This is a genomic window from Flavobacterium undicola (assembly GCF_009909155.2).
GTDB classification, from domain to species: domain Bacteria; phylum Bacteroidota; class Bacteroidia; order Flavobacteriales; family Flavobacteriaceae; genus Flavobacterium; species Flavobacterium undicola.
The window spans coordinates 1-22,931 of the sequence record NZ_JAAAPM020000035.1 but is presented as its reverse complement, the minus strand read 5'-3'; the positions used below and the strand labels follow the sequence as shown (position 1 = coordinate 22,931).

Below are 22,931 nucleotides of genomic sequence, written 5' to 3'. Positions count from 1 at the left end.
CCGAACAAAGCATTCCTTATTATAATCAAATAGACAGTAAGCTTGAAAAAATAGACAGAAAGTCATTTTGAATAGATGAAAAAATTGAAGAAAGAACAAAAAAAAGGAGCATTGAATCTTTAAATCCAATACTCCTTTTAAAAAATATATTTGGTATATCTTATTTAGAATAAGCTACAGCAATTTGTTTACTTGAACCTAAACCTTCTATACCTAATTCGATAACATCACCTGCTTTTACATAAATAGGATCTGGTTTGATACCTAAACCTACTCCAGGAGGCGTTCCTGTACTGATGATATCACCAGGAAGCAAAGTCATAAACTGGCTTAAATAATGTACTAAAAATGGAATTTTAAACACCAAGTTAGAAGTGTTACTGTTTTGGAATTTTTTACCATTTACAGTCAACCACATTGGAAGATTATTCACATCGGCAATTTCATCCTGAGTAGCTAAAACCGGCCCAAGAGGTGCGAAAGTATCACATCCTTTACCTTTTGCCCATTGTCCTCCCATTTCGATTTGGAAAGCTCTTTCGCTATAATCATTTAACAAAGCATATCCAGCAACATAATCTAAAGCTTCAGCTTCTTCAACATAACTTGCTTTTTTACCCACTACAAAAGCTAATTCAACTTCCCAGTCGGTTTTTTCACTTCCTTTAGGGATAATCACATTGTCATTTGGCCCACACAAAGAAGTAGTCGATTTAAAGAAAATGATAGGCTCTGTTGGAATTGGCGCACCAGTTTCATGACAGTGGTCAACATAATTCAAACCAATGCAAATAATTTTTGAAGGTCTTGCAACAGCTGAACCCAAACGAACATCATCTGAAACTTCAGGAAAAGAAGTTCCGCTTTCGATAGCTGCTTTTAATTTTTCTAAGCCATTATTCTCAAAAAAAGATTCGTTATAATCAGTTACAATTGAAGAAACATCATATCTTTTTTCTCCAACTAAAATTCCTGGTTTTTCGCTGCCTTCTGCTCCAAAACGTATTAATTTCATTTCTTTATATTTTTTTAAAAGTTACTAAGTTACTGAGTTTCTAAGTTTCTAAGTTTTTTTTTAATCTTATTACTTAATAGCTTAGATTCTTAGCCTTTTCTTAGTTTCAATCTTAGAAACTTAGCAGCTTAGAATCTTAGCAACTCTTTTTTAATTATTTAATTTGATAAATCCTCCGTCAATTGGATAATCTGATCCTGTAATAAATCCGGCTTCGTCACTTGCTAAAAACAATGCTAAAGTAGCAATTTCTTCGGGTTTTCCCATTCTTCCTATAGGCTGTGATTTTGATAATTTGTCGAATATTTCAGCTTCATTTCCAGGATAATTTTTCGAAATAAATCCATCTACAAACGGCGTATGCACACGTGCCGGAGAAATCGAGTTACAACGGATATTCTCATTGATATAATCTTTAGCAACAGATAAAGTCATAGACATAACTGCTCCTTTGGCTGTAGAATAAGCAAAACGATCAGGAATACCAACCCATGAAGCAATCGAAGCCATATTCACAATCGATCCTCCACCCGACTTACGGAATTGTGCAATAGATGCAAACAGACAATTGTAAACTCCTTTTACATTTACGTCCATGATTCGGTCAAAATCAGCTTCAGCAGTCGTGTCTACTTTACCTACATGAGCAATTCCGGCATTATTCACTAAAACATGAATGTTACCAATTTTTTCAAAAGTAGCTACCACTTCATCATGTTTGGCAACGTTACAAGCATGAGCAAAAACTTTACCTCCTTCGGCAGTGATTTCATCTACTGTAGATTGTGCACTTTCGGCAGTTAATTCTATAATATGAACCTCAGCTCCTTGTTTTGCAAATAAAACAGAAATGGCTTTTCCTATTCCGCTACCACCACCTGTTATGATTGCTTTTTTATCTTTTAATGAGAACATTTAAATTGTAGTATTAAATTATTAAAAATGATATTTTATTTTAAAAGGACAAATTTATAAATAAACGCTTCGTTTTCAAGAGATAAAATAGTCTTAATTTATCAAAGTCTTCGAAAAAAAGAATTTAATTATTCAAAGCACTTTAATTCAGTACTATTTTAACTATCAATTGATTACTGTTTTCAACACAGCAAAATATAAAAAAATAAAGGTACTATGCCGTATGACCATATAATAATTCGATTTTATCCTTATCTAATTATTAATTATCTTTGAAAACTGATGAAACTAGAAAAAACAAAAATATCGTCTTATCTCAATAGTGCCATTTCTGTGCTATCCAGAGAGGAAGCTTTCTTCCAGGCTCCTTTTCATTCCCATCCCGAACTAGAACTGGTTTATGTCAAAGAAAGTTTTGGCAAACGAATTGTCGGCAATTCTGTCGATACATTTGAGTCGGGTGACTTGGTATTTTTAGGTTCCGACATTCCGCATGTTTGGTTAAATGACGAAATTTATTATCAGAACATCAATAAACTAAAAGCAAAAGCCATCGTAGTTTATTTCAACAAAGATATTTTTGGCCCTGCTTTTTACGAATTAAAAGAAGCCCAAAAAATCAACAGCCTTTTTGAAAAAGCAAAAAAGGGACTTTCAATTACAGGAAAAACCAATAAGCTAATCGCTAAAAAATTAGAACAATTAGTGGTTAAACAGGATTTTGAAGTAATCATTGGACTTTTTGAAATTTTATCCATCCTATCCGCTACTACCGATTTAGATTTTATAAATAGCGAAAGCTACACTCCTACCAATGATTCTTTCAAAAAAGACCGACTTTCTGATGTCTATCAATATGTAAAAGAGAATTACAAAAAAGAGATTTCACTGGACGAAGTGGCTCAAATTGCCAATCTGACCCCAACCTCTTTTTGCAGAATGTTCAAATCAAAAACCAAAAAGAATTTTATTGAATATCTGAACGAAATACGCATTTCAAACGCCTGCAAACAGCTTATTGAAACTGACATGAGCGTTTCGGAAATAGCCTATGAATGCGGATACAAGACCGTTTCTAATTTCAATAAATTGTTTAAAAAAAATACAGGAAACACTCCTAAAGAATACAAAAATAAAATAGCCCGTTAAGCTTAAAATTCATCAAAATTAATTTCCCCTTCCCTAAAGGGTGTAATTTTGATGAATTTTTAAGAAATTTTCCAGCCTTTAGGGAAGGGGAAAAGAAAATTTCTTTTTTAAAATAAACTTAAACAGCCTCTAGTCAAACGCATAAACTACATTAAAACCTCCATAATAGTTCACTGGATTGCCTGGGTAGTAGTAACGTGCTGGCGCAGTACCAAAACCTACTGCATTTGGCAAAACACTAGATGCATATTTCTCATTCAATACATTTTGGACTCCCATATTGATTTCCATTTTTACTTTTTTAAGAATCAAAAAGGCATATACCACTTTAACGTCTAAAAGCTGGTATCCCGCAGTTTCTTTCGAATTCGCATCATCAAGATACATTTTATCCGTTAATCGATAAGAAGCATTAAAATTCAATCCCAGGGCACTAACAAAATCAAATCCAAAATTAAATTGTGTGTTAGGTACCGCTGGTAACAATTTACCTGAAAAATCTTTATCGTTATCTACAAAATCTGTAAACTTAAAACGATTGATAGTTGCCGAGAAATAAGGATTCAATTGGATATTTGAATTAGCTTCAAATTTATAATTTAATAAAAACTCTATTCCCTTATGCGAACTTTCACCGGCATTGATACCCACGTATTGATCTTCGGCAATGCGTCGTGCCACTAATAAATTATTGATTTGAGTGGAATACAAAACCAATTCGGTATAAAGCTTCTTCTCTAAGAAATTAGCCTTAAAACCTATTTCATAGTTAATTCCTTTTTCCGACTTCAAATCAGTATTAATTTGCCCTTCTGCAGTTAATGTTTCGGCTACTGAAGGTATCGAGAAACCTTTACTCAATGAAACATACACATTTTTCGAATTATCAATTTTATACGAAAGCCCTAATCGAGGAGACCATACCGTACCAAAAGTATATTTTTGCTTCGTCTTCTCATCACTTACAAAAATATCCTCCTGACTATAATGTGTTGAATTAAAAGCTAAACCAGACTCTAAATTGAACTTATTTGAAAGCTTGGTTACCATTTGAACAAATCCATTCCAATAGCCTCTTTTTTGCTCCATCTCACTAAATCGATCTCCTTTAATACTTCCTTGTCCGGGATGAGATTGATATAAATTTTTAAAAAGCGAGAACCCATAATTTTCAGTCATAAATTCTGTTCCAACACTTATCGTATTGGGTAAAGAAAATAAAGAAGCGGCATAATTTACTTTGGCTCTAAAACCCAAAGCATTTGTTTTTTCTTCTAATATATCAAAAGGACGGGCTTCGAAAGCATTTTTTAAATTAGTAAAAAGACTAATATCTGCCGACCAACTTTCTGAAAACTGATGTTCAAATCCGATTCCTGCCAACAATTTATCATAGGACTCAAATCCTCTGGAAGCCAGCCAGGTAGCAGCCGCCGATTCAGGTTTTGCATTAAAAGCAGTTTCACTTATCGAACTCGGAATAAAAGCTTTCAATCGGGTAGCAATTCCAAAAAACGAAAGCGTAGATTTTTTAGAAAGTATTTGTTTTCCAAATAAGTTTAACGATTGGCGGTTATAATCACTATTGGCGCGATAACCATCTTGTTGTAAATTACTATAGTTAGCAAAAACGCTGGATTGCGAATCACTATACCCAGCAGATAAAATTTGTTTTGTCAAACCAAAGCTACCAAAAGTAGTCCCTGTTTTTCCAAAAGAAGTCGCCTTATCCAATTGCTTTGCTCTCAAACTAATCACACCTCCCAATCCGGCACCAAAACTGCTTGAATTTGGTCCTTTTATAATTTCGATTCCTCCTAAAACCTCTAAATCGATATCTTCTAGCGTTGTTTCTCCTTCAGGATTTGAAAGTGGAATGCCTTCAAAATAAGCCTTAATTCTACTAGTTCCATATTGTGTCCTAGCTCCAATACCACGAATCGTAATTCTATTGGTATTCAAAGCCCCTTGCTGCATAAAAACACCCGGGATTTTATTTAAAACAGGAGTTAAAATTACCCCATCAGCCTGATTGATTTCTTTTTCAGTAATAATGGAAACGGCAGCAGCCGAATGCTGAATTGAATTTCGAATAGGAGAATTCATCAATACCAATTCCGATAAAGAAACGGTATCTTTTTTTACCTGTCCAAAAACAGCACCACAAGAAAATAAAATTAGAGAAAAAATGAACTTAGAATATGTGTTTGTATTTAGTATCATTACTATTATTTAAAATTGAGCGTTTTTCAAAATTATTTTTTTATTCCAATCACTTTAGAAAAAACCATCTATTCGTGTAAAAATTAAAAACTATTAAGAAGTTAAGTTTAATAAATCCTTAATCTTAATGGTAAAAAAACATCTGACTTATACATAAAAAAACTCCAGATTGCTCTGGAGTTTATATAATCGAAAATAGAAAAATCTATTTTATCATTTCAATTTTTTGTACTTCTTCTTCGTTAATACTATCGAAGAAACCTTGTTCATTCATCCAGTCGTCGCTGAAAACTTTACTCATATAACGAGAACCGTGATCAGGGAAAATGGCAATTACATTACTATTAGCGTCAAACTCTCCTTCTTCGGCATATTGTCTAATGGCTTGCAAAACAGCTCCAGAAGTATAACCTACAAACAAACCTTCTTTTCTGGTTATTTCTCTTGCTGCATGAGCACTTTCTTCATCTGTCACCTTCATGAACTTATCGATAACATCAAAATCAGTTGCTGAAGGAATTAAATTTTTTCCTAAACCTTCAATACGGTAAGGATAAATTTCGTCATTATCAAATTCTCTTGTTTCGTGGTATTTTTTCAACACCGAACCAAAAGCATCTACTCCAAGAACTTTAATGTTTGGATTTTGTTCTTTTAAGAATTTAGCTGTTCCTGAAATTGTCCCTCCTGTTCCACTACAAGCAATAAGGTGAGTAATTTTACCATTCGTTTGTTTCCAAATTTCCGGTCCGGTAGTATTGTAATGGGCATCTATATTCAATTGGTTAAAATACTGATTGATATAAACTGAGCCTTTTGTTTCTTCGTGCAATCTCTTAGCCACACTGTAGTAAGAGCGCTCATCATCTGCAGAAACGTGTGCCGGACAAACATAAACCTTCGCACCTAAACTGCGAAGCATGTCTATTTTATCTCTTGATGATTTAGAGCTTACCGCTAATATGCAATTATATCCTTTTATGATACTTACCATGGCCAAACTAAAACCTGTATTTCCAGATGTAGTTTCGATTATGGTGTCCCCAGGAGATAATATACCTTTTTTTTCTGCTTCTTCAATAATGTATAAAGCAATCCTATCTTTTGAGGAATGTCCCGGATTAAAAGCTTCTACCTTAGCATAGAAATTACCTTCTAAATTTTCGGTTACTTTGTTTATCTTGATAAGAGGCGTATTTCCTATCAATTCTAAAACATTATTATAAGCATTTATTTCTTCTTTCATAAAAAAATAGTTAATCAAGATTAAGTTTTATTTAACCTGGATACGCAGCAAATTTAACAAAAAAAAACTAATTAGATTTTAATTTTTTCCAAATCTAGTAAAAAACTGAATTCTTTTGCTAATTCTTTTAGTGCTTCAAACCTTCCAGAAGCCCCTCCATGTCCTGCATCCATATTGGTATCTAAATACAAAACATTTTTATCAGTCTTATATTCTCTCAATTTAGCCACCCATTTAGCTGGTTCCCAATACTGTACTTGAGAATCGTGCAAACCTGTAGAAACATACATATTAGGGTAATTTTGTTTTTTTAAATTATCGTAAGGAGAATAAGATCTCATGTATTGATAGTATTTTTTAACATTTGGATTTCCCCATTCGTCGTACTCTCCAGTAGTTAATGGTATGGTATCGTCTAACATTGTTGTCATCACATCCACAAAAGGAACCTGAGCAATGACTCCGTTATACAATTCTGGTGCTTCATTGATTATCACTCCCATCAGCAATCCTCCTGCCGAACCTCCCTCAGCATATAAATGCGCTGCCGAAGTATATTTTTGTTCAATCAGGTGTTTTGAACAATCAATAAAATCAGTGAATGTATTTTTCTTTTGAAGCAATTTTCCATCTTCATACCATTGTCTTCCTAAGTCTTCTCCACCGCGAATATGTGCAATAGCATAAACAAATCCTCTATCTAACAATGACAAACGTGTCGATGAAAAATGAGCGTCCATAGAATGCCCATAAGATCCATAAGCATAAAGCAATAACGGATTTTTTCCATCTTTCTTCAACTCTTTGCGATACACCATCGAAATAGGAATTTTAGTTCCATCTTTGGCTAAAGCCCAAACACGTTCTTCGGTATAATTATTTTTATCGAATTTCCCTCCTAAGACCTCTTGTTCTTTCTTGACTTCCTTTTCTTTGGTACGCATATTGAAATCAATCACCGATGATGGTGTTGCCATCGACTGGTAACTGTAACGCAAAATTTCGGTTTCAAAATCAACATTTGTAGACGTGTAAGCGGTGTAAGTTTCACTACCAAAGGGCAAGTAATATTCTTCACTTCCGTCCCAAGACATAATTCGGATTTTATTCAATCCTCCTTCACGTTCATCGAGCACTAAATAATTGGCAAAAATTTCAATATCTTCTAATAAAACATCTTCGCGATGCCCAATGATTTCCACCCAATTTTCGACTGAAGTTGTATCCTCATGGGTTTTCATCAGTTTAAAATTGTCAGCATCGTCTTTATTAGTCAGAATGTAAAAACTATCTTTATAATGATTAATGCTGTATTCTACGCCTCTTTTTCGCTTTTGGAAAATTTTAAATTTTCCATCAGGATTGTCGGCATTCAAGATGCGATATTCGGTTGTTAACGTACTTCCTGATTCTATCGCTAAATATTTTCTGGATTTCGATTTGGCTATTTCAACATTAAAAGTATCGTCTTTTTCAAAGTAAACCAGTACATCATCTTCTTGTTTTGTGCCTAGTTTATGCTTGAAAATCTTATCCGAACGCAGGGTAACTTCGTCCTGACTCGAATAAAAAATAGTTTTATTATCGTTTGCCCAAACTGCCGAACCCGTTACTTTTTCGATTTTGTCTTCCAAAATCTCATTAGTTTCTAAATTCTTAACCTGGATGGTATAAATTCTTCTTCCAATAACGTCAGTACTAAAAATAGCCAACTTATTATCAGGACTAATGCTCATGCCTCCCAGCTTGAAATAAGCCTGACCTTCGGCTAATACATTACAATCAAAAAGAATTTCTTCATTTGCCGTAAGGCTGCCTTTCTTTCGAGAATAAATAGGATAATCTTTGGCTGTTTCATATCGGGTGATATAGTAATAACCATTGTATAAATACGGAACCGACTCGTCTTGCTCTTTGATTCTCGCCTTCATTTCCTCAAACAATTCTTTTTGGAAATCCTGCGTAGGAGCGGTCATTTGTTGGTAATACTCATTTTCTTTGTTCAGATAATCAATAACTTCCGGATTTTCCCGGTCTTTTAACCAGAAATAATTATCGATTCGTACATCTCCAAACTTTTCAAATTCTGTAGGTATAATTTTAGCAACAGGTGGTAGTATTTTTTCTATCATGTAGTAAATCTTCACATTTATGTAAAAGCTCGCACAAAAATAGTTGAAACAACTTCTAATACGAGCACCTTTTTCATCAATTTTAACATTGTAAACAACGTAAAAATACTAATTTTGTAAACTAATTATTAAAAAAAGTGAAAATGGATTTAATGGGAATGATGGGTAAATTAAAAGAAACCCAAAATAAAATTGAAGAAACTAAAAAACGTCTGGATACTGTTCTTGTTGACGAACAAAGTACTGATGGTTTATTAAAAGTAACGATTACTGCCAATAGAAAAATAAAATCCATCACTATTGCTGATGAATTATTAGAAGACAAAGAACAACTGGAAGATTACATGATTTTAGTAATCAATAAAGCCATCGAAAAAGCAACTAAGGTTAACGAAGCCGAACTGGATGCGGTTGCTAAAATGGATATGCCAATGATCCCAGGAATGGATAATCTTTTTAAATAAAAAAGTTAGAAGCTGGGAGTGGGAAGTTTTCGCTAGTACTATTTAGTTCATTCTTTTTTTTTAAAACTATCACTTTGAGTATTCAAAATAATAAAAAAGGCTTTAGCCAAATAAAAGATAATTTTATTTGGCTAAAGCCTTTTTTACATTCTTAAATTCCAAATGAGCTAAAGCCCATTTCTATTGAAATTAGATAGAAAAAGACAATGGAAATTAGCTATTAACTATTTTGCAACAAACCTAAACTTCTAACTCCTAACTTCTAACTTCCCACTCCCAACTTCTAACTTCTAACTTCTAACTTCTAACTTCTAACTTCCCACTTCCATCTTCACCTACATCTTCGCCAAGGTTTCAATCACATAAGTGTGCATTACCTCACGATAATCTAAATGGGTTACCATTCTTAACTTTCTATTCCCAACTGCACTAATCGAGATATTTTTTTGTTTCAATTTCTCAATCAAAACTTCGTCTTTATATTCCGGAACTAACGAAAAAATCAAAATATTGGTTTCCACAGGCTCTACTGAAGCTACCCAACTTTTCTTCTTCAAAATATTAGCTAATTCCTTAGCTCGTCGGTGATCTTCGGTTAATAATTTGATATTATTTTCTAAAGCATAAATAGAAGCCGCGGCCAAATAACCTGATTGACGCATAGCGCCTCCCAATACTTTTCTGATTCTCAAAGCGCGTTGAATAGTCTTTTTATCACCTAACAAAACCGATCCTATTGGCGCGCCCAATCCTTTTGAGAAACAAACCGAAATAGTATCGAATAATTTCCCAAAATCTTTCGGATTCTGTCTTTTGGCTACCAAAGCATTCCAAATTCTGGCGCCATCCAAATGCAATTTCAAATTATTAGCCTCGCAAACCGCTTTTATTTTTTCCAGTTCCTCCATTTCATAGCAAGCTCCGCCACCAATATTGGTTGTATTTTCAAGACAAACCAAACTCGTCAACGGACTGTGGTAAAAATTAGGTTCATTAATTGCGCTGGCAACCTGCTCAGCGGTAATCATTCCGCGATTTCCTTCCAATAAACAGCAAGAAACACCACTATTAAAAGAAACGCCACCCGCTTCAAAATGAAAAATATGTGAATATTTATCGGCTATTAGTTGTTCCCCAGGTTGGGTATGCAATTTTATCGCTGTTTGATTCGCCATGGTTCCTGAAGGAAAAAACAAGCCCGCTTCCATCCCAAAAATAGCTGCCACTCTCTCTTCTAATTCAACAACAGTAGGGTCTTGTTTGTAGACATCATCCCCTACATCAGCATTAAACATATATTGTAACATTTCATAAGACGGTTTAGTTACCGTATCACTGACTAAATTTATTTGCATTTTTATATTTTTAATAGAGATACATCGTCTGTAGTCCCTACGTGATTTTTTTTATTATTTTTGTGCAACAAAATTACATAATTTATGACAACTACCGAACAAATAAAAGGTATTGTGGAGCGCCTTGGTGCGTTGAGGAGGTATCTTTGACGTCGATGCTAAACTTATCGAAATTTCTAACGAAGAAGAAAAAACTTTTGCTCCGGATTTTTGGAACAACGCCAAAGAAGCCGAACTTATTGTAAAGAATCTTCGAAACAAAAAAAAGTGGATTGAAGACTACAACAAAGCCATTGAATTAGCAGACGAATTACAGCTCGCCTACGAATTTTATAAAGAAGGCGAACTCACATCAGAAGAACTTGACGAACAACGCCAACTAACTGAGAACCATATTGAAGGCATTGAATTTAAAAATATGCTTTCGGATGAAGGAGATACCTTAAGTGCTGTTTTGCAAATTACAGCCGGAGCTGGTGGAACCGAGAGTTGCGATTGGGCTTCGATGTTGATGCGTATGTACATGATGTGGGGTGAAAAATACGGTTTCAAAATAAAAGAACTGAATTATCAGGAAGGCGATGTTGCGGGAATTAAAACCGTAACCCTTGAATTTGAAGGCGATTATTCTTTTGGTTATCTAAAAGGTGAAAATGGTGTCCATCGATTGGTGCGTATTTCTCCGTTTGACAGTAATGCGAAACGTCACACCTCTTTTGCTTCCGTTTATGTTTATCCATTGGTGGATGACAGTATCGAAATCGACATTAATCCTGCCGATATCGAAATCACAACTTCACGCTCCAGTGGTGCTGGAGGACAGAACGTAAATAAGGTAGAAACTAAAGTACAGCTGTATCACAAGCCTACAGGAATCCAAATTCAGTGTTCTGAAACCCGTTCGCAACAAGACAACAGACAGCGTGCCATGCAAATGCTTCGTTCTCAATTGTACGAAATCGAATTGAAAAAGAAACAAGCACAACGTGCCGATATTGAAGCCGGAAAGATGAAAATCGAATGGGGTTCGCAAATTCGAAATTACGTGATGCAACCTTACAAATTAGTCAAAGACGTCCGCACAGGCTATGAAACCAGCAATGTCGATGGCGTAATGAACGGCGAAATCGACGAATTCCTGAAAGCCTATCTGATGATGATGGGACAGAAAGAAGAGGAATAGATTGCAGTATTCAGAAGGCAGTCCTCAGTAAGCAGAAGGCAGTAGCAGAATGCAGATTTTAGAATTCTGCATTCTGCTGTCTGACTTCTTTTATCTATTCTCTTTCTTCTAACTCCCCACTTCCAACTTCTAACTTAAAAAAAAATGACCGAGTATTTCTTTGACCAACACTACAACCGCAACCACTATGGTCTGGAAACACTAAACCTCAAAGAATTTGAATCCTGTACTTTCAACAATTGTAATTTTTCTGAATGCAATCTTATAGGCGTCACTTTTATCGATTGCCAGTTCAACAACTGCATTTTTGATAATGCAAAAATCAATCACACCGCTTTTAGAACCGTATTTTTTAATGATTGCCAAATCAAAGAAGTCAATTTTGCCATGAGTGACAAACTCATCTTCGAAATTCACTTTAAAAACTGTGCCCTGGATTTCTCTAAATTCTATACCCTGAAAATGAAAGGCACTACTTTTACTAATTCCAGCCTTATAGCCGTGGATTTTATGGCAACTGATTTAACCGGTGTGCAATTCAACAACTGCGATTTGTACCGCTCGGAATTTGAAAAAGCCATCGCAAACAAAGTTGATTTTAGAAGCAGCTACAACTACACTATCGATCCCTCGAAAACCAAATTAAAAAAAGCACAATTCGCCCTCAAAGGACTAAAAGGCTTGCTCTACAAACATGATATTATTGTAGAATAATCTTTTCTTTTTTAGAAATACAACTATTTGTAACCCTGTTAGAGTTTAAAACTCTGACAGGGTTTTATCCTTTAAAACTGTCTCGTCCTGAAATAGCGATACAAATTATTTGATTTTAAACTATATTTGAAAACCTAAAAAAATTAAAATATGTTTACCATTGATCAAATCAAAGCAGCACATGAAAAAGTAAAATCGGGTGCTGATTTCCCAAATTACATTCAAGACTTAATTAATCTAGGCGTAAAAGGCTATGATACCATCGTGACTGACGGTCGCGTTTCTTATTATGGCGACAACGACTTTGCCGCAAGTACAGATAAAAAATATAATGCCCTGCCTATTGCCGCTGTGGCCAACAAAGAACGTTTTATTGAATTTCTAGTGATACATCAAGACGGTCAAACTGATTATCTTACTTTTTGCAATCATGCAGCTCAATGTGGTATTGCCAAATGGCGTGTGGACATTATTGAAATGACTTGTACTTATTATGATAGTGCTGAAAATCCTATTCTGATAGAGAAAATACCTGAATAACAATACTCTATACCGTGTTAACAACTGGAATACTGATGAAAGAAATTTAACAGATTCCCGCTGATTATTATTTAAAAACCGAAATAATCCGTAAAACATACACAAACAGTTAGTTGCATACCATTTTTTGGAAATCTGCTATAAATTTACAATCTTTGTGTAAAGAATTAAAATTATGACTGGAGCCGACAATATTAGAAATAGTATCATAGATAAGTTGCTTACAATATCAAACAAAGATTATTTATTAGCGCTTTATAAGTTAGTTAGCACGAGTAACGTTAACGAAGAAATTATACAGCTTTCAGAAGCTCAAATTTTAATGTTGAATATGAGTGAAGATGACATTAAAAATAATCGAATCGTGTCACAAGAAGAACTAGACAAAATAGATTTGGAATGGCTAAAAAGTCTGTAGTTTGGACCGAGACCGCAATAAAGCAGCGTCGCGAAATTTTAAAATATTGGACAATTCGCAACAAATCTACTACTTATGCAGAAAAACTTATTGGCTTGATTAACGAGCGTATTAAAAATCCTGAAGCTGGCAAACTGACAAATCATTTAGATACTCGAGAAGCAGCAATGGGGAATTTTAGTATTTATTATAAAAATGACGATGCTAAAATTATCATTACTGCTTTTTGGGATAATCGTCAAAATCCAGGAAAATTAGTAAAGCTACTAAAAAAGTTAAAACTGTACATATAACAATTTGGCTAAAATACTCTAATGGTGTTACTGTAACGCATCTTTTCCATAACTTCATTTTTGTTTGTTTAACTCACTCAAAGCCAAAGAACACTGTTTTACATTAACAAACACCTACAACTATTCTATTAAAACCCAAAAAATCAACCATGAAAAAAATTTTCATTACTCTTTTTGCGATATGGAATTGCAGCACTTTTGCTCAAACCCATTCGATAAAAAACTCACCTAAACTTAGTGAAGCTACTCCAAGCAGTGTAGGAATGTCCAGCGAACGACTGGCGCGAATTGACTATATGTTAAACAAAGCCGTTGCCGATTCTGAAATTCCGGGAGCTATAGCCTTAGTGGCTCGCAAGGGAAAAATTGTATATTTTAAAGCTTTTGGAATGGCTGATAACGCCAATTCAAAAACCTTAAAAACCGATGCGATTTTCAGAATTGCATCGCAAACCAAAGCCATAACTACCACAGCAGTGATGATGCTTTGGGAAGAAGGAAAATTCAAATTGGATGACCCCATTGCAAAATACATCCCTGAATTTAAAAACGCTCAAGTTTTAGATTCAGTTTATCCCGATGGAAAATACACGACGAAAGCAGCCAAAAGAGAAATTACCATTCGTGATTTAATCACGCATACTTCCGGAATTGGCTACGGGCAAATAGATAACGATCCTCGTTTTAAAAAAATCTACCAGGATGCTGGCGTAACCGATTTATTTACGACCAATAAAATCACCATTGCCGAAAGTGTCAAAAAACTAGCAAAACTCCCTTTGCACCACAATCCGGGTGAAAAATTCACTTACAGTGAAGGACTGGATGTTATTGGGTATTTTATCGAAATCATGTCGGGCATGCCGATGGATGAATTTTACAGAACCCGTATTTTTGAACCATTAGGAATGACTGATACTTATTTTTATTTGCCGGAATCAAAATACAACCGATTAGTAAGCGTTCAAACCAAAGAAAATGGAAATTGGATTCCGTTTCCAAATACTTTTTACGATACCAATTATCCAAAATCAGGAGCTAAAAGCTTTTTCTCAGGTGGCGCCGGACTTTCAAGCACGGCAAAAGACTATGCCACTTTCCTGCAAATGTTCCTGAATAAAGGAGAATTAAATGGTATTCGTTTATTGAGTCGCACTACAATCCAATTCATGTTGGCAAACCAAATTGGTGATGTTTGGGGCAAAAGCGATGCTTACCACGGCTTAGGTTTTAGAGTTTTAAACCAAATGGGCGAAGATTTGGGCGGTCAAGGCAGCGCAGGAACTTTCAATTGGGGCGGTTATTTCAACACCCAATATTTTGCCGACCCTAAAGAAGAATTGATAGGTATTATTTTGAAACAAACCCAAAAAACAAATGACAATACAGGCTGGAAATTCCAACTATTGGCTGAACAAGCTATTGATGATTAATCCATTCGAAAAAACACAGCGGTTTCAACCATATGAAACCGCTGTGTTTTCTTCTTTATCAAAAGGAATAAAATCAGTAGAAACAGGATTACAATCTACTTTCATAAAAGTACAATTTACTTCGCCAAAAAAACTGGCAACAGCTACTTCGCTTGCATCTTTACCATTGGCAATTTTGACCAAACCATTAGCAACACTTAATTTCGTCGGGTCAAAAAACAGCCACTTCCCTCCTACATAAGCCTCAAAACAAGCATGAAGATCAGGCGGATTCAACGCATAAGCGTAGCCCGTAAAATAACGTGCAGGTATGTCTAAGGCACGACACAGAGCAATGGCAAGGTGAGCAAAATCTTTACAAACACCTTCTTTTAAAGCCAGAACATCGCAAGCAGATCTACTGGAATCACTAGTTCCCGCTTTGTAAGCCATAGAGTTAAAAACCCATTCGTTTATTGCTTTTACCTTAGTAAATTCATTCGGTAAATGCCCAAATTCTTGATGAGCAAAATTCAATAGTTTATCCGATTCACAATACCTACTTGGTGAAATAAAAGGCAATACTTCGTTATCTAAATCCATAATAGGAAAGGATTGCGACAACTTTTCAGCAGCGATAATCTCATGTGAAACATCAACTTCAGCTTCATAACTAATTGTAAAATTAGTTCCTTGTGACACCTCCATTTTTATAAAACGAGTTGCTGAATTTTGCAATACAAATTCTTGATACTTAATCTCGGAAGTTATAGTAAGTGATTCCGAAATAATTACTTGAGTTGCCGAATTGGTAACCTGAATATTAAAAATAAAGGTCGTTGTAGAAAAAACTTCATAGGATAAAAAACTGCTCACTTTAAATCTCATTTTGTAAAGATATTAATTCTCGTCTAGAATATTTAAGAAACTTAACTGTCCTTAACTTCCGCAGTCGAGTGTCAAATGTTTGAAGAATACGCAAAAAGAAAAGCTGTTTGAGCGTAGCGAGTTCTTTTCTTTTAGTATTCGAAAACTAATTTGACCGACGAGGAAGTGTAAGACTTGATTTTTTTGTTTCTTTTTTGATCAAGCAAAAAAGAAAATTAATAAACCCTAATTTTTTACTTTCAATAGAATATCAGTTTAAGTATCTTTTTTGTGTGATTAAATGAAGCAAAAAAAGTATCGAGAATCGCTTTTAATGATAAATTTATCAAAAACTATAAAGAGTCCTTTTCTTTCTTTTTGGCTTATTTTTTTTAAATTTACGAGAACTTTCATTTTTTGAAAACATTCTCGACTTCGCTCGAATTGACAATGGATTCATCCATATAACTAAATTTAAAATAGAATATGACCTCTTTTAGCAAACAATTATCTTTTCGTTGGGCCGATTTGGATCCTAATTTTCATGTCCGTCATAGTGTTTATTACGATTTTGCAGCGCAACATCGTGTAGAGATATTAGAAAGTCTAGGATTAAACCTGAAAGTATTCCAAACACAACATTTTGGTCCGGTACTTTTTAGAGAAGAATGTGTTTTTAGAAAAGAATTAAAACTCGGAGATGCTATAATCCTTCATACCAAAGTTGCCAAAATGAGACCCGATGCTTCCCGCTGGTCTATTGAACATGAATTTCGCACCGAAGAAAACCAACTTTGTGCTACTTTAACTGTTGATGGTGCATGGATGGACACTAAATTGCGTAAATTAGTCAATCCTGTTCCTGAAATTGCCATTCAGGCATTAGCCAGTATTCCAAAATGTGAGGATTTCATGGAATCTTAAAAAAGAAAATATAATTTTTGAGATAAACATCAACAGCAAAAAAAGCCTATGAAAACTAAAATAGGGATTGTATTATCCGGTGGAGGTGCCAGAGGCATTGCGCATTTAGGGATGTTAAAAGCCTTGGAAGAATTTGGCATCAAAGCCTCACATATTTCAGGAACAAGTGCCGGCGCGATTGCAGGAGCTTTTTATGCTGCGGGTTATTCGGCAAATGAAATTTTAACTATTCTTAAAAAAGGACATATTTTTAGTTTTTCGAATCTTTTAATCAAAAGACAAGGTTTGTTTGCCATGAAAGGATTTCATGATATTTATATCGAATGTTTTCCAACCAACTCTTTCGACGATTTAAAAATTCCGCTATACATCACTGCAACAGATATTTTAAAAGGCGAATTGGTTTATTTTTCGTCAGGTAATTTATCTCAAGCCTTGATGGCTTCCTCTTGCCTGCCTTTATTATTCCAACCCATAAATTACAATGATACTTTGTATGTAGATGGCGGTGTGATTAATAATTTTCCTATTGAACCCTTAATGGGACAATGCGATATCATTATTGGCAGTTATGTCAATTCTATCAAAAAAGAAGTTGACAAAGTAGGTATGAATAATATTCTGGATCGCTGTTTCCATTTGGCTATGAAAAGTTCTGTTGAGCAAAAAACCCTCAGCTGCAACTTGTATTTTGAACCGCCTAATATGAGCCAGTTTAGTCTTTACAATCTCAAAAACGCTGATGAAATTTTCGAATACAGCTATCAATATGCGCTTACTCTGGAAGATCAAATAAAAGCACTCGATATTCAGTTATAAGATTAGTTTTCGGTTATCAGTTATCGGTTATCAGTTATCGGTTATCAGTTATCGGTTATCAGTTATTGGTTATCAGTTATTGGTTTTCTGTAAGGGCTGAACTCCTAACCTCTAACTCCTAACTTCTATTTTCTTATCTTTACAGCCAATAAAAACAGACCCATTTTCATGACTACTGCCTCACATTGGAACATTTTATTATCGAATCAAATCAATAAAAAAGAATTTATAGAAAGCATTCTTTCCGGAAAGGCCAACGCCGAATTAGCGCCTTTTAAAACCTTAAAAGGAATTCTTTTTTCTGATTTAGCTATTGACCATTTTATTCAAAAAGAATTTCAATACCTTGAATTGACTGCGGTAGATTCGAATAGAAAGTTAAGTACCTTTTCGTCAGGACAGCGTAAAAAGAAGTTTCTTAAATATTGTATGGATCAAAATCCTGATTATATCATTTTTGATAATCCAATGGATCATTTAGATCAGGCTTCTCGTGTAGAATTATCAAAATCACTGGAAGAAATGGCTTCTAAAATCAAAATTATTCAGCTCGTGAACCGTGCTGCCGATTTACTGCCTTTTATTTCGAATAATCGCCAAATAAATTCCGATGCTTTTGTACTGGAAAACATTAGCCACGAAGCACACAAAAATAAAATTATAACGCAATCCGGGATTCCGCATCCCGCACATCCTATAGAATACAACCAAAAGGTACTGATTCAAATGAATAATGTTTCAGTAAGTTATCAAGAACGCCCTATTGTAAACAACATCAACTGGAGGATTCAACAGGGCGAATTCTGGCAACTTATTGGTCCAAATGGTTCCGGAAAAAGTACACTTTTATCATTAATAAATGGTGACAGTACTAAAGGCTACGGACAGGATTTATATTTATTTGGTCGCAAAAAAGGAAGTGGCGAAAGTGTTTGGGACATCAAAAAAAACATCGGTTATTTTGCTACCAATATGACGAGCTTATTTCAAAGAAACCATACGCTGGAACAAATGATTTTATCCGGTTTTTTTGATTCTATCGGATTGTATGACCTGCCTACGACTTTACAGAAATCAATTGCCGATCAATGGTTGGAATTAATAGGAATGAAACACCTTAAAAACCAAATGTTCAAACGCCTTTCGGTTGGTCAGCAAAGAGTAGCCATGATTGTGCGTTCGGTTTTAAAACATCCGCCTTTGGTTATCTTAGATGAACCCGTGGAAGGATTAGACGATGAAAATGTAGCCATGGTTTGCCAACTCATCAATTTGTTAAAACAGGAATCGAATATGACTATTGTCTATGTTTCGCATCGCATTGAACCTAATTTGGCTCCCAATTCTATTTTTGAATTAATCCCGTCAAGCGAAGGTTCTGTTGGAGTTATAAAATAACGCAGTTTAATATCAATTTCAAAAATCAATGTCAATATCAATCCGATAGATACAAATAAGTTGTTTTTTTGTTATACAAAGTCTTGAATATTTCAATATTGAAATTGATTTTTGAAATTGTCATTGACATTGAATTTCTGTATCTTTAAGTCAGAAAATCAACATGATATGCACTGGACTGCCAAACCCATAAAACATAAAGGAGAAAATAGAATTGCCGTATATTTTGAAAAAAACACCGAATTGATTGCAAACATCAAGAAAATCGATGGTGCGCGTTGGAGTCAATCCCTTGTGGCTTGGCATCTTCCTGACACAGAGGAAAACAGAGAAAGGTTCAAGATTACACCAATCGCCCATTCTTTGCCCTCATCTGAAGGAATAGTACAAATAGAAAAACCTGCCTGCCGGCAGGCAGGTTCAAACAATGGCTACACTCCAAACGCTATAGCGAAAGCACCATCACTACATATAGCGAAGCTTTGAAATCCTTTTTAGTGTTTTATAGAGAAAAACCCGTTGCCGAAATTACCAACGAAGATGTGATTGTTTATAACAACGAATACATCTTGAAAAATAATCTTTCAGCTTCCTATCAAAATCAAATCGTTAATGCTATAAAACTATATTTTGCAACCATTCGAGAAACTAAGATTGAAATAGATAAAATACACCGACCAAAACGTTCTAAACTTTTACCTAATGTTTTAAGCAAAGAAGAGATAAAGTTGATTTTAAATACCCATAGCAATATCAAACACAAAACGATGCTTTCATTGATATACAGTTGTGGTTTACGCTGTGGAGAATTATTGGCTCTTCAACCCGTTCACATCGATTCTAAAAGAAATATAGTTTTGATAAAAAATGCCAAAGGAAAAAAAGACAGAATTGCCCCTTTATCTCCAAAAATTTTAGAAATGCTTCGAGAATATTATACCTCTTTTAGACCCACAACTTATTTGTTCGAAGGACAAATCAAAGGTCAGCCTTATGATGCCCGAAGCTTACAACTAATACTGAAACAAGCTCTACAAAAAACAGGAATTACAAAACCCGTCACCCTGCATTGGTTGCGACACAGCTTTGCCACGCATTTACTCGAAAGCGGTACCGATTTGAGATACATTCAAGAATTATTGGGACATAATAGTAGTAAAACCACAGAGATTTACACTCACGTAAGCACCAAAAGTATCCAACAAATAAAAAGTCCTTTTAATGATTTGTAAGAAAAAATCAATATATTTAAAAAAACAAAAAGCGATACAAACCTTCGCCAATCTACCCGATTTTGTGTGTATATACGAAGGTTTGTTTCGCCTATATGCAAGTTGGCAGTAATGCGAAAAATCACAGAAAGATATTTAACGATGAAATTAAAAACATTAAAATTGTTAATATTTACACCTACAATTTTATTCTGTACTGTAAGTTGTTCAGATTCCAATCTAAAAGAAATAACTAAAAAAGATACCTATAATTTAGAAGTTCAAAAAGTTGAAACGCCACGAGGTGTACTTGTAATAAATGGCAAATATTTTTTAAATAATGATGTAGAAATTATAAAAGGAATTGAGAAATTGGGAGTAGAAGATAATTCAATTTGGCGTTTGAACAAACCTAAACCTAACTTGTTAATCATTCCCGCTCCTTACAAATTAATTAAAAAAGAAAACAACGATTCAATAGTTATAATTTCTTACTCTGATACTATTATCGCCAAAATCAGATAAGCACTACTGCCAATCGAGTAGACTGGGCCGCCAGTAGCTGAGCTGACGGACTGCGCCTCTCACACCACACGTACGTACGGGTCTCGTATACGGCGGTTCGCAAAGTGATGGGTTGATGTCCTAGTGGCTATCCCAAATGTAGCGGCTCATGCACCTGATATCGATTTTGATGTAGAACACTTTAAATACAATAAAGACAACGATACTTACACTTGTCCTGCTAATGAAGTCTTATATTCTAATGGAAATTGGTATAATAAAACCAATGGGAAATCAGTCACTAAAATGAAGCATTATAAAACCAGTGCTTGTTTAAACTGTGCTGTTTTTGATAAATGTACCAAAAACAGAAAAGGAAGACTCATTGAACGCTCCCAATACGCCAATTTGATTTATGAAAACAAAATAAGAATTGAAAATAATTATGAAATTTACCGAAAGCGACAAGCCATAGTAGAACATCCCTAACAACTTCTTTTTTGTCGTAAAAAGTAAAACTTTTTTTACATCAAGATAAAAATTATAAGCTAAATCAGCTATATTTACAATTCAATTAATCAAAAAAACGCAATTCGAAGGTTTTTAGACGAACTGACGTTGGCATCAATGATGTCCGGAAAACCAAAAAAGACCTTAACACCACTAATTTAATATATTAAGAATGATGTCAGAAGTAATTGAAACAGAAGAATTATCAAAAGAAGTTGAGAAGACCAATAAGTTTTTAAACTTTATTGAGAACATAATAGCAATTATATTTTGGCTTTATCTAATAATAAAATTATTTATTTATGATATTGATTATTATTTAATAAAAAACTTTTTCCCAAAAGCAGAATGGATAATCGAATACAAATTCTTCATATTATTATCTATTTTAACTGTACTATTTTTTTTACAAAAAAAAACTACGCTGTATTATTGACATTATTCATAATATTTTATCCTTTCGTTTTACTCTTTTTTAAAATTCCGTTTTTAATATATAAAACAAAAAGTTGGACAATTGCAATTGCTTTTATTAATACAATTATTTCTTTTTTTAGTGGTTTTAAATATAATTTTTTTGTTTTCTCAATTACTACCATATCATTTTTCTTTCTACTCAAATTTGACACCCCTATTATTTTATACTCAACAATTGTCGTTTTAATCATAACAATTATTGTTGTTTATTTTAATAGATTCCTTACAATATTTACACCTTCTTCAATGCATAAAATTCATTTGAACGTGGTAAACTTTATTATAAAACATACAGTAGTAATGACAACTATTGATGACGAAATCAAAAACCTTCAAGTAACCGAAATGAACTCAACACAATTACAGAAATGGACAAATAATCTACAAACAACAGTTATTTTAAATAGGGGATGTTATTTCCTTTCATCAAGATTACAGGAATATCAAAAAAGCAATCTTAATATTATTTTTTACCTTCTCAATTTATTTACTTTATTATTTCTAACAATTTTCTTTTTTAGCGGAATGAATTATGGTTTATATAAAATAAATCACCTATCATTTTCAGGAAGTCAAACAGGAAGTTTTTTTAGTTTCGTTTATTATAGTTTTAACACTATTTTCTTCAGCTCTATTCCTGAAATTATTCCGACTACTAATTATGCTCATATTTTAAAAATGCTTGAAATTATTTTTTCCTTTCTTCTAATATCAATTTTTACAGTACTTATTTTAAATATTAAAAGTAAAAAGCATACTGATGAGTTAGAGAAAATAATACAAGAATTAACAATACAAGGTCAGCAAGTAGAATCAAGAATAAAGTCTGAATATAGATTATCAATTAGTGATGCTATTGTTGAAGTAGAACGTTTAAAAGGCGGTTTAATAAAATTTATATATTTCTTATCCGAAAATTTAAATCAAAAATAAATTCACTGCTGCCAACAGTTAGAGTTTCGTTGCGTGCGCAGCACGAACAATGAAACTCGTGTTGAACGGAACCGATTACACATCCGTCACACTATGGAGTTGTCGTAAAATAAATTTGTAGATTTTCAAGAGGATTTTTAGTCCTCTTTTTTTGGTGTGGATTGAAGGTTGGTTTTAGGTTGTTTACCTTCACTTATAGGCATATGTACCCTTACCCGTAAAATTAGTT

Annotated in this window: 25 protein-coding genes; 17 read left to right on the top strand and 8 right to left on the bottom strand. The window is 34.0% G+C overall.

Annotated features, from left to right (window positions below; genetic code table 11):
• Positions 1-160 precede the first annotated feature (160 nt).
• Both GTZ96_RS15925 and GTZ96_RS15920 read right to left on the bottom strand, forming a co-directional pair.
• Complete coding sequence (locus GTZ96_RS15925; protein ID WP_161644900.1) at positions 161-1,015, bottom strand: fumarylacetoacetate hydrolase family protein; 855 nt, start codon at positions 1,013-1,015, stop codon at positions 161-163.
• Between the two features lie 150 nt (positions 1,016-1,165).
• On the bottom strand, positions 1,166-1,930 hold the full coding sequence (locus GTZ96_RS15920) for an SDR family NAD(P)-dependent oxidoreductase (protein WP_161644899.1): 765 nt from the start codon (positions 1,928-1,930) through the stop codon (positions 1,166-1,168).
• 282 nt (positions 1,931-2,212) lie between these two features.
• On the opposite strand from GTZ96_RS15920, the gene GTZ96_RS15915 reads away from it, so the two are divergent.
• Positions 2,213-3,079, top strand: coding sequence for an AraC family transcriptional regulator (locus tag GTZ96_RS15915; RefSeq protein WP_161644898.1), 867 nt, complete (start codon positions 2,213-2,215; stop codon positions 3,077-3,079).
• Between the two features lie 129 nt (positions 3,080-3,208).
• Here the strand turns inward: GTZ96_RS15915 and GTZ96_RS15910 are convergent, their stop codons facing one another.
• From GTZ96_RS15910 to GTZ96_RS15900, 3 genes are all read right to left on the bottom strand, one after another.
• Positions 3,209-5,302 (bottom strand): TonB-dependent receptor family protein, encoded by a 2,094-nt coding sequence (locus GTZ96_RS15910; protein ID WP_161644897.1) that lies wholly within the window; start codon positions 5,300-5,302, stop codon positions 3,209-3,211.
• A gap of 205 nt (positions 5,303-5,507) precedes the next feature.
• Positions 5,508-6,548, bottom strand: a complete 1,041-nt coding sequence (locus GTZ96_RS15905; protein WP_161644896.1) for a PLP-dependent cysteine synthase family protein — start codon at positions 6,546-6,548, stop codon at positions 5,508-5,510.
• A gap of 71 nt (positions 6,549-6,619) precedes the next feature.
• Complete coding sequence (locus tag GTZ96_RS15900; protein WP_161644895.1) at positions 6,620-8,680, bottom strand: S9 family peptidase; 2,061 nt, start codon at positions 8,678-8,680, stop codon at positions 6,620-6,622.
• 143 nt (positions 8,681-8,823) lie between these two features.
• Here GTZ96_RS15900 and GTZ96_RS15895 point away from each other — a divergent pair, with 143 nt between their 5' ends.
• A complete protein-coding gene (locus tag GTZ96_RS15895; RefSeq protein WP_071185440.1) occupies positions 8,824-9,144 on the top strand; it encodes a YbaB/EbfC family nucleoid-associated protein in 321 nt (106 codons plus the stop codon).
• A gap of 335 nt (positions 9,145-9,479) precedes the next feature.
• Here the strand turns inward: GTZ96_RS15895 and GTZ96_RS15890 are convergent, their stop codons facing one another.
• Entirely contained in the window at positions 9,480-10,499 is a 1,020-nt protein-coding gene (locus GTZ96_RS15890) for a threonine aldolase family protein (RefSeq protein ID WP_161644894.1), read from the bottom strand.
• An 84-nt stretch (positions 10,500-10,583) separates the two neighbouring features.
• Between GTZ96_RS15890 and prfB the strand changes: the two genes are divergently transcribed.
• The 6 genes from prfB to GTZ96_RS15860 all read left to right on the top strand — a co-directional run bounded on the left by prfB (position 10,584) and on the right by GTZ96_RS15860 (position 15,080).
• A protein-coding gene (gene prfB, locus GTZ96_RS15885) for a peptide chain release factor 2 (protein ID WP_161644893.1) occupies positions 10,584-11,682 on the top strand; the annotation gives its coding sequence in 2 pieces (ribosomal slippage) (positions 10,584-10,646 and positions 10,648-11,682; 1,098 coding nt in all).
• A 144-nt stretch (positions 11,683-11,826) separates the two neighbouring features.
• The gene (locus tag GTZ96_RS15880) at positions 11,827-12,396 is read left to right on the top strand and encodes a pentapeptide repeat-containing protein (RefSeq protein ID WP_161644892.1); all 570 of its coding nucleotides are present in this window, start codon (positions 11,827-11,829) and stop codon (positions 12,394-12,396) included.
• 150 nt (positions 12,397-12,546) lie between these two features.
• Positions 12,547-12,936, top strand: a complete 390-nt coding sequence (locus GTZ96_RS15875) for a DUF1398 domain-containing protein (RefSeq protein ID WP_161644891.1) — start codon at positions 12,547-12,549, stop codon at positions 12,934-12,936.
• A gap of 175 nt (positions 12,937-13,111) precedes the next feature.
• Positions 13,112-13,354, top strand: a complete 243-nt coding sequence (locus GTZ96_RS15870; RefSeq protein ID WP_161644890.1) for a hypothetical protein — start codon at positions 13,112-13,114, stop codon at positions 13,352-13,354.
• Positions 13,336-13,647 (top strand): type II toxin-antitoxin system RelE/ParE family toxin, encoded by a 312-nt coding sequence (locus tag GTZ96_RS15865; protein WP_161644889.1) that lies wholly within the window; start codon positions 13,336-13,338, stop codon positions 13,645-13,647. Before GTZ96_RS15870 ends, GTZ96_RS15865 begins: the two co-directional genes overlap by 19 nt.
• 149 nt (positions 13,648-13,796) lie before the next feature.
• Positions 13,797-15,080 (top strand): serine hydrolase domain-containing protein, encoded by a 1,284-nt coding sequence (locus tag GTZ96_RS15860; protein WP_161644888.1) that lies wholly within the window; start codon positions 13,797-13,799, stop codon positions 15,078-15,080.
• A 24-nt stretch (positions 15,081-15,104) separates the two neighbouring features.
• On the opposite strand, the gene GTZ96_RS15855 is transcribed toward GTZ96_RS15860, so the two are convergent.
• Positions 15,105-15,947, bottom strand: coding sequence for a transglutaminase-like domain-containing protein (locus GTZ96_RS15855; protein WP_161644887.1), 843 nt, complete (start codon positions 15,945-15,947; stop codon positions 15,105-15,107).
• 465 nt (positions 15,948-16,412) lie between these two features.
• Between GTZ96_RS15855 and GTZ96_RS15850 the strand changes: the two genes are divergently transcribed.
• The 8 genes from GTZ96_RS15850 (at position 16,413) to GTZ96_RS15815 (ending at position 21,728) form a co-directional block, all read left to right on the top strand.
• Complete coding sequence (locus tag GTZ96_RS15850) at positions 16,413-16,850, top strand: acyl-CoA thioesterase (RefSeq protein WP_161644886.1); 438 nt, start codon at positions 16,413-16,415, stop codon at positions 16,848-16,850.
• Between the two features lie 48 nt (positions 16,851-16,898).
• Complete coding sequence (locus tag GTZ96_RS15845) at positions 16,899-17,669, top strand: patatin-like phospholipase family protein (protein WP_161644885.1); 771 nt, start codon at positions 16,899-16,901, stop codon at positions 17,667-17,669.
• Positions 17,670-17,837: 168 nt separating this feature from the next.
• Positions 17,838-19,067, top strand: coding sequence for an ATP-binding cassette domain-containing protein (locus GTZ96_RS15840; protein WP_161644884.1), 1,230 nt, complete (start codon positions 17,838-17,840; stop codon positions 19,065-19,067).
• 168 nt (positions 19,068-19,235) lie between these two features.
• Positions 19,236-19,553 (top strand): hypothetical protein, encoded by a 318-nt coding sequence (locus GTZ96_RS15835; protein ID WP_181033217.1) that lies wholly within the window; start codon positions 19,236-19,238, stop codon positions 19,551-19,553.
• On the top strand, positions 19,472-20,299 hold the full coding sequence (locus tag GTZ96_RS15830) for a tyrosine-type recombinase/integrase (RefSeq protein WP_181033218.1): 828 nt from the start codon (positions 19,472-19,474) through the stop codon (positions 20,297-20,299). The genes GTZ96_RS15835 and GTZ96_RS15830 overlap by 82 nt, the downstream gene beginning before the upstream one ends.
• Before the next feature lie 141 nt (positions 20,300-20,440).
• A complete protein-coding gene (locus tag GTZ96_RS15825; RefSeq protein WP_161644883.1) occupies positions 20,441-20,803 on the top strand; it encodes a hypothetical protein in 363 nt (120 codons plus the stop codon).
• A gap of 123 nt (positions 20,804-20,926) precedes the next feature.
• Complete coding sequence (locus GTZ96_RS18350) at positions 20,927-21,271, top strand: transposase (RefSeq protein ID WP_161644882.1); 345 nt, start codon at positions 20,927-20,929, stop codon at positions 21,269-21,271.
• A 193-nt stretch (positions 21,272-21,464) separates the two neighbouring features.
• Positions 21,465-21,728 carry a hypothetical protein gene (locus GTZ96_RS15815; protein ID WP_161644881.1) on the top strand — a complete coding sequence of 88 codons (264 nt, stop codon included), beginning with the start codon at positions 21,465-21,467 and terminating at the stop codon, positions 21,726-21,728.
• 16 nt (positions 21,729-21,744) lie between these two features.
• Here the strand turns inward: GTZ96_RS15815 and GTZ96_RS15810 are convergent, their stop codons facing one another.
• Positions 21,745-21,960: a hypothetical protein gene (locus GTZ96_RS15810; protein WP_161644880.1), complete on the bottom strand. Its 216-nt coding sequence runs from the start codon at positions 21,958-21,960 to the stop codon at positions 21,745-21,747.
• A gap of 109 nt (positions 21,961-22,069) precedes the next feature.
• Between GTZ96_RS15810 and GTZ96_RS15805 the strand changes: the two genes are divergently transcribed.
• Positions 22,070-22,702 (top strand): hypothetical protein, encoded by a 633-nt coding sequence (locus GTZ96_RS15805; protein WP_161644879.1) that lies wholly within the window; start codon positions 22,070-22,072, stop codon positions 22,700-22,702.
• Positions 22,703-22,931: the final 229 nt, after the last annotated feature.